This is a genomic window from Borreliella mayonii, from assembly GCF_001945665.1.
GTDB lineage: Bacteria > Spirochaetota > Spirochaetia > Borreliales > Borreliaceae > Borreliella > Borreliella mayonii.
In genome coordinates, this window is record NZ_CP015791.1 from 21,592 (window position 1) to 27,809 (window position 6,218).

Annotated in this window: 4 protein-coding genes and 4 pseudogenes; 4 read left to right on the plus strand and 4 right to left on the minus strand. The window is 24.5% G+C overall.

Translation table 11 applies throughout. The features are described from left to right. Positions 1-18 precede the first annotated feature (18 nt). Positions 19-264, minus strand: a complete 246-nt coding sequence (locus tag Bmayo_RS07260) for a CRASP family complement regulator-acquiring lipoprotein (protein WP_338024404.1) — start codon at positions 262-264, stop codon at positions 19-21. A gap of 227 nt (positions 265-491) precedes the next feature. Then, positions 492-629, minus strand: a complete 138-nt coding sequence (locus Bmayo_RS07265) for a hypothetical protein (protein ID WP_235633194.1) — start codon at positions 627-629, stop codon at positions 492-494. Between the two features lie 471 nt (positions 630-1,100). Between Bmayo_RS07265 and Bmayo_RS05825 the strand changes: the two genes are divergently transcribed. Continuing rightward, positions 1,101-1,652: a P52 family lipoprotein gene (locus Bmayo_RS05825; protein ID WP_075552713.1), complete on the plus strand. Its 552-nt coding sequence runs from the start codon at positions 1,101-1,103 to the stop codon at positions 1,650-1,652. 680 nt (positions 1,653-2,332) lie between these two features. Here Bmayo_RS05825 and Bmayo_RS05830 read toward each other — a convergent pair. Beyond that, a pseudogene (locus tag Bmayo_RS05830) lies at positions 2,333-3,189 on the minus strand (S2/P23 family protein). Positions 3,190-3,315: 126 nt separating this feature from the next. On the opposite strand from Bmayo_RS05830, the pseudogene Bmayo_RS07270 reads away from it, so the two are divergent. Continuing rightward, positions 3,316-3,866: pseudogene (locus Bmayo_RS07270) on the plus strand (class I SAM-dependent DNA methyltransferase); the annotation flags it as partial. Positions 3,867-4,230: 364 nt separating this feature from the next. Here the strand turns inward: Bmayo_RS07270 and tnpA are convergent. Beyond that, positions 4,231-4,645: pseudogene (gene tnpA, locus Bmayo_RS05840) on the minus strand (IS200/IS605 family transposase). A 38-nt stretch (positions 4,646-4,683) separates the two neighbouring features. Between tnpA and Bmayo_RS07510 the strand changes: the two are divergent. After that, positions 4,684-5,641: pseudogene (locus tag Bmayo_RS07510) on the plus strand (RNA-guided endonuclease TnpB family protein). Positions 5,642-5,667: 26 nt separating this feature from the next. Beyond that, entirely contained in the window at positions 5,668-5,793 is a 126-nt protein-coding gene (locus Bmayo_RS07455) for a hypothetical protein (protein WP_256381234.1), read from the plus strand. Positions 5,794-6,218 lie beyond the last annotated feature (425 nt).

Sequence of the window (6,218 nt, forward strand, 5' to 3'; positions counted from 1 at the left end):
GATAATAAATTTTTCAAACTAATTTTTAAGCTTCTCTAAATTTGAAATTTCTAGTTTGTCTAAAGCATTCTTTTTAGGATGTAAGGATAAAATCACGATGTCGATAATACGTCCAAATTCTCTAATGGCGTTGAATAGTCCTACTGAGCGTTTTGACAGTATTATAACTTTTGAAAGTTTCTTTAATTTGGTAATATCAATATCATTTAAAGCACAATAAATCTCTTTTCTATAGTTTTTAGATTTTTCGGTATTATTTGCTATTGATTTTCATGTACTGCGCCTGACCAAAACAATCCCTTGAAAGCTTCTATCCATATTGATCCCCCAGGATCTTCTTCTGATTTTTTTAAATATGTTTCGCTATATTTGTTAGCTTTTTCTATTAAATTTCTTAAATCATCAAGCAGTGTGTTTTTTTGTTCTTTCGTTAGGATCTACTTCTTGATTTTGATCTGCTTCTCGATTTTGGATTACTTCTGTTTTAGGGATTAATCCCTTTTTATTGGATTTTGGTCTCTTTTTACTAGAGTGTGATACTTCACATCTTTTTGATTAGTGTTAAAATCTGGATTGCAGGCAGTTAAAAATAGAAAAACAAATATTCCTACAATTATATTATATTTCATAAATACTCTCCTTATTTATAATCTAATAATTAATATAATAATATATTCAATACAAAATTATATTGTATTGAATATAGGTTATTAAAATAATAATATTTTCATTATATTTTCATTGTCAAAGGTTTTATAATATTTTGAGCTTTTTAAAAATCTGTTTTGATATATTTTTGATTGATTTTTACCAAATTTTTTTATTTAAAAATAATTTTATTAAAATCGTTATTATTATTTAATTTTTATGTATGTATTTATTTATAAATACATTTTATAAGGAGATTATTTAAATATTTATTTTTCATAAATCAATATAATGATTTGTTATTTAATAATTCTTGAGGAAAGATAAAATTGGTATATACTTCCCTTCTAAGGAAATCCATTTTAGTGGGGCTTTTTGAGTTTAGTAAAATGGTATTTGGATTATTATATATTTATAGATTAGCTTAGCAGTAAGGTGGAGGAGAAGTATATATGAGGATTTTGGTTGGCGTTTGCATAATAGCATTGGCTTTATTGGGTTGTTATTTGTTTGATAAAAAAGGACAAGCTGCTCAAACTTTTTTTGAGAATTCGGAAAGTAGTGATATGGGTTCCGATGAGATTGTTACTGAAGGCATATTTTCTAGTTTAAAATTATATGCGTCTGAACATCGTTTATTGGTTGAGATAAAAAAGACCCTATACACTCTGCAAGGTTTAGAAAGTCGCGAGTTTCCGCCATTGCCTGACTATAATGAGGAGTATTTTAATAAATTCTTTTTAGATTTAGGTTCTGAGCGATCTAAAGACTTGATTAAGTTGTTTGGTAGGGTAAAAAATGAGCAGAATAATAAATTTAAAAGTGAAGTTTATTGGCTGTATTTATGTATAAGAGATTTATATTCTCCAGATATTAAGTATTCTGGCGAAAAGGGGAGCCCTGAGTATGATCGTTTTATGCCTAGACCCACTGCTTATCAACAATATTTAAAAGTGAAGAGAGAAATAGAAAGAAATACTTTTAATATGGTTGTCTTGTATTAATTGTAAGATAATTTTAATTTTCAGTATTAATGCTTTTCTTATATGGAAGAATTAATTGGTGAATAAATATAGATTATTTTTTATAAAACCAGCGCCATTTCATTATTTATAAATATGTGGATAAAAAATATTAAAAAGGCGTGTTTTAATGCTTATATAAAAGAAAATGTTTTCAATTTATTATTGCTTTAATAGAAGTAATCGATGTGCTATTAATAAGAAGGCAAGATTTAAGTAATTTAATCTTTATATTGTGGTTTTTTATCTTTTTTTTAAAAAGGGAATTAGAGATAGTTAAATAATTTAATTAATATATTATTATGCTAATAATCATTATTTATTTATGATAAGAGATATACTTAAATCTGATTCTTAAAAATCTATTAAAGAAGTTAATTCTCATAATAATAAAGGTAAGAATAATGCAAAAGTAAAAGGTATTTCCAAATTAGTTAAATTAATTCAAAATGCATTTAAAAAGATTGATTTAGTTAAGACATTAATTAATTTAGGTTATAATGCTTCATATATTGCTAAGATTAATCTAAGAAATGGACTAAAAATGATAAATTTATTGGATTTCGCTATTGTGAAAATACTATACCTTGTTATCAATTTTGAATTATATTTATTTATATTAATTGCTAAATTTTTTATTAGCTTTTCTTATTCAATTTTTATCATTCATCAGCAAAAAGTTTTAATTTTTCTTTTGATAAATTTGAATACTTATTAAATAATAATTTAATAGTAGTATTAAATAGCTTTAGATTTAATATGATTTCATAGGTTGTATCTTTACCGGTTTGTTTATCTTTTATAGTAAGATATGCAGGCATATAGTTACAGTTACTTTTCTTGTAAAAGGACTTAAAATAATCTACTAAAGAATTGTCAAAAACTCCAAAATTGTATGAATAAATGTAATTAGGTTCTTTTGAAGTTTCTTTTAAATTAATTTTGGCTAAACCAGTTCTATTTCGTTCAAAATCAATATTATATTCTTCCGAATTTAGTTTTAAACTTTTGATTTCGTATTTTTTTTCAAACTCTTTAGTTGATTCAAATGCTATTATCTTAGCTATAGGTGCTTCTTGGCCGAGTATTTTATAGCTATTGTCATTAATGCTATAATTATAACCAAAAAAAATGAATAAGTTTTGAATCGAATGGGTGAAAAAATATAAGAGTACCTAAGTTCTCTAAGATCTTTAATTAAATTGTTATTTTTATCTTTTAAAACCCTTAAGTCTCCAGATTTTGCCCATGTAACATAACCACCTACAAGTAATTCAAGCACTTCTCCCTCTTTTATTTCATTTAATTCGGATTCTTTAAAAGAAAGACAAGTATTTTCATTGCTCTCTTCAATGGGGGTTTTATCATATTTTGTAATATTTCCCTCTTCAATTGTCTTAAAATCAAAACCCTCAGTTTTGATACTGTTGGTTTTTGAAGATTTTAGTGGATTCAAAAAATACGAATAAAATAGTGGTATATATAAAAATATATTCAAAATACATATGTTATTTTTCATAAAATTTTTCCATTAATTTGATCAAAGTTAATAATTTATAAAATATTTTTTCATTATATCACAGAGAGAATTAAATAAAAGACAAAAAATTCTTTTAATCAACATCAACTAGTCTGTTAACTTTTTAGAATTTGTAGAAAATATGTGTTTGCCAATTATAAAATTAATTATATTTATCAATTTGAAAATCAAAAAAGATTTCAAGATATTGATTCTCATTTTAAATTTGTCATATTTCAATTTAGCAATATTAAACCCCCCACATCGAGTTTTAGAATATAAATTCAGGATTCAGGGTAGTGATAATATTCTAAAAGAAATAACTAGGGATTTAAAAAGCGAAGAAGATAATCCTTATAAAGGTATTAAATTAAATACAAATCAAATTAAGAAACTATCCCCTATATAGGAATCAATAATATACTTTAAAGACAATGAAGAATTTAGCTTGTTTACCAAAATGTTAAGTTCATTTAATGCTCTTAGTGAAAAGTATATTGATTTTAAACGGGGGCTTGATATTGAGAATAAACTTTTATTAAAAGAATATAATAATGAAAACCGTATATTCCTTTATTCTGGGGCGAATATTCACCGGCTCAATTCAAGATTTTTTGAAAATAAAGATGCAAAAAAACTCTAAATTACTATGGATAGATAAAGAAGACTTTAAAAAAAAGTATTAACAATGGTGGTAACCTCATCTTTCAATGCCTAAACATGGAAAGATTGAATATCTATTTGGAGCTCATTTGCTTGATATTTTACTATTTTTTCGTTACTTGACATGTTAAATGGATTATTTTGATCAGAATTGCTTAATTGCATGAAAATGTTAATAAAATAATTAATGTTAATAATTTATTCATGGATATTCAGCTCCTTTAAGTTTGTAAAAATCTAGTTATATAATGGAATTATATTCGGATTTTTTGATTTATCAATTGAACTTATCAGTTTTTATTCTAATTTTTTTTAACTAAAAATAACAAAGAATTCTCCACCTATAATTTCTATGAAATTTAGGTGGAGATGAATTTGCTAATAAATAGATTTGTTTTGATTTTGAATATACTTTTTGATGATATCAATAGAAGCTTCCTCCAGTAGAGATAAGGCAATAACTTCTAGACCAAAAATAAGGTTTCCAGTAATACTTATCTAAATAAGTAGAATATTTTTTTCTTATAAGCCTTGAAGATACTGTTTTTAGATTGTTGATGAATTTAGAAGGTTGAATATTGGGAGTAAATTCTAGTAATAAATGAATATTATCTTTATCATGGTTGAATTCATTAAGGGTTACTTTCCATAAATAACATATATTAATTATTATTTGGCAAAGATAAGATGAAAGCTTAGCATTTATGCATTTATGCCGATATTTAGTAACTAATATTAGATGATAATTAATTGAATATACGCAGTGATTATTAAAATTTAGCTTTTGTGACATATACACTAAGTATAAAATATTATAAAATAATAGAACATATGGGTATTAATAAAGCTTATAAGCATAGAATATATCCTAACAATAATCAAAAAAAATATTTTTCAAAAGTATTTGGATGTGTAAGATTTTTGTATAACAAAATGTTAAGTGATAAGAAAGATTATTATAAAAATAATAGACAAAATCTTATTACCTATCCAAGTAAATATAAAGAAGAATTTCCTTTTTTAAAGGAAATTGATAGTTTGGCTCTTTGTAATGTCCAGCTTAACTTAAATTCTGCGTATAATAATTTTTTTAGGGAAATTAAAAAGGGAAATAGAACGCAAGGATTCCCTAAATATAAAAGTAAGAAAAATAGGCAAACTTTTAGAACTAATATACTAAAAATAACAATGAAACTAAAGGTGATAAAAAAGAAATAGTTGGTATTGATATGAGTATGAAACACTTTTTAGTAAGTAGTGGGGGTGAGAAAATCAATCATCCTAAATATTTATTAAAAAATGAAAATAAACTTAAAAAATACCAAAGAAAACTATCAAAAAAGCAAAAAGGTTCTATTAATAGATAGAAATCTAGATTAAGAGTTGCCAAACTGCATAAGAAAATTTCAAATCAAAGAAAAGACTTTTTGCATAAATTATCTTATTACTTTGTATCCAATTATAAAAACATAGTAATAGAAAATTTATCAATTAAAGGCATGCAAAAAGGAATGTTTGGAAAAAGTATTAATGATTTAAGATGGTCTGAGTTTGTAAGACAATTATCATACAAATCAGAGTGGTATGGATCCTCTTTGTATAAGGTAGATAGATATTTTCCATCAAGTAAACTATACAGTAGTTGTCACATTAAAAATACGACTCTAAGATTAAGTGATACTAGGTGGACTTGTAGTAGTTGTAACACTTTGCATGATAGAGATATAAATGCAAGTCTAAACCTTAAGGCTATTATAAAGAAATAAAAACTAAGGCAGGAACTGCCTGAAGTAAAGCTTGTGGACCTGTGCTCTAGTGGATGACCGTTCTTTTAAGAGCCTAAAAAGCTATCATGGGATGAAACAAGAAGCTATTTCTATAATCTTTGATTTAGAAATAGCAGTTCACAATAAGGGAATATTAATCATCATAAGTGAATAAAATTCTTATAAATAAGATTATTACAATGGTTAATCAACACAATTTTTATGCATTAACACTATTGTTGTACAGTAAATTATGCAAAAGAAACAAAAATAGATTTTTTTAAAAAAAAGAACAAGTACATAAGTAAAGATATATCTTGCATAATTTATTACTTATGGACTTGTATTGTATAATTGATTTCTGAAAAATTTAGCGGGGCAAAAATAAATTTAATCGATATTTGTTAATATAATTATTTGTATTATATTTTAGTGTAAAAAATTTCAAGTGCAACAATTGTAGTTGAACAGCTTTAGTTTCTGTATTTAAATGTGCATCCTTTTTTAAATATTTAGTCGTTGTACCTAATGTTTTATTTATCATTTAATATATGGGCTGAAGTTGTTTTAGTATCATTGTACTAAAAGATAATAAATAAA

What these genes read in the sequence shown, in the direction of transcription:
- Bmayo_RS07265 (WP_235633194.1), bottom strand. Translation starts at nt 629, where the DNA reads ATGAAATATAATATAATTGTAGGAATATTTGTTTTTCTATTTTTAACT.
- Bmayo_RS05825 (WP_075552713.1), top strand. Translation starts at nt 1,101, where the DNA reads ATGAGGATTTTGGTTGGCGTTTGCATAATAGCATTGGCTTTATTGGGT.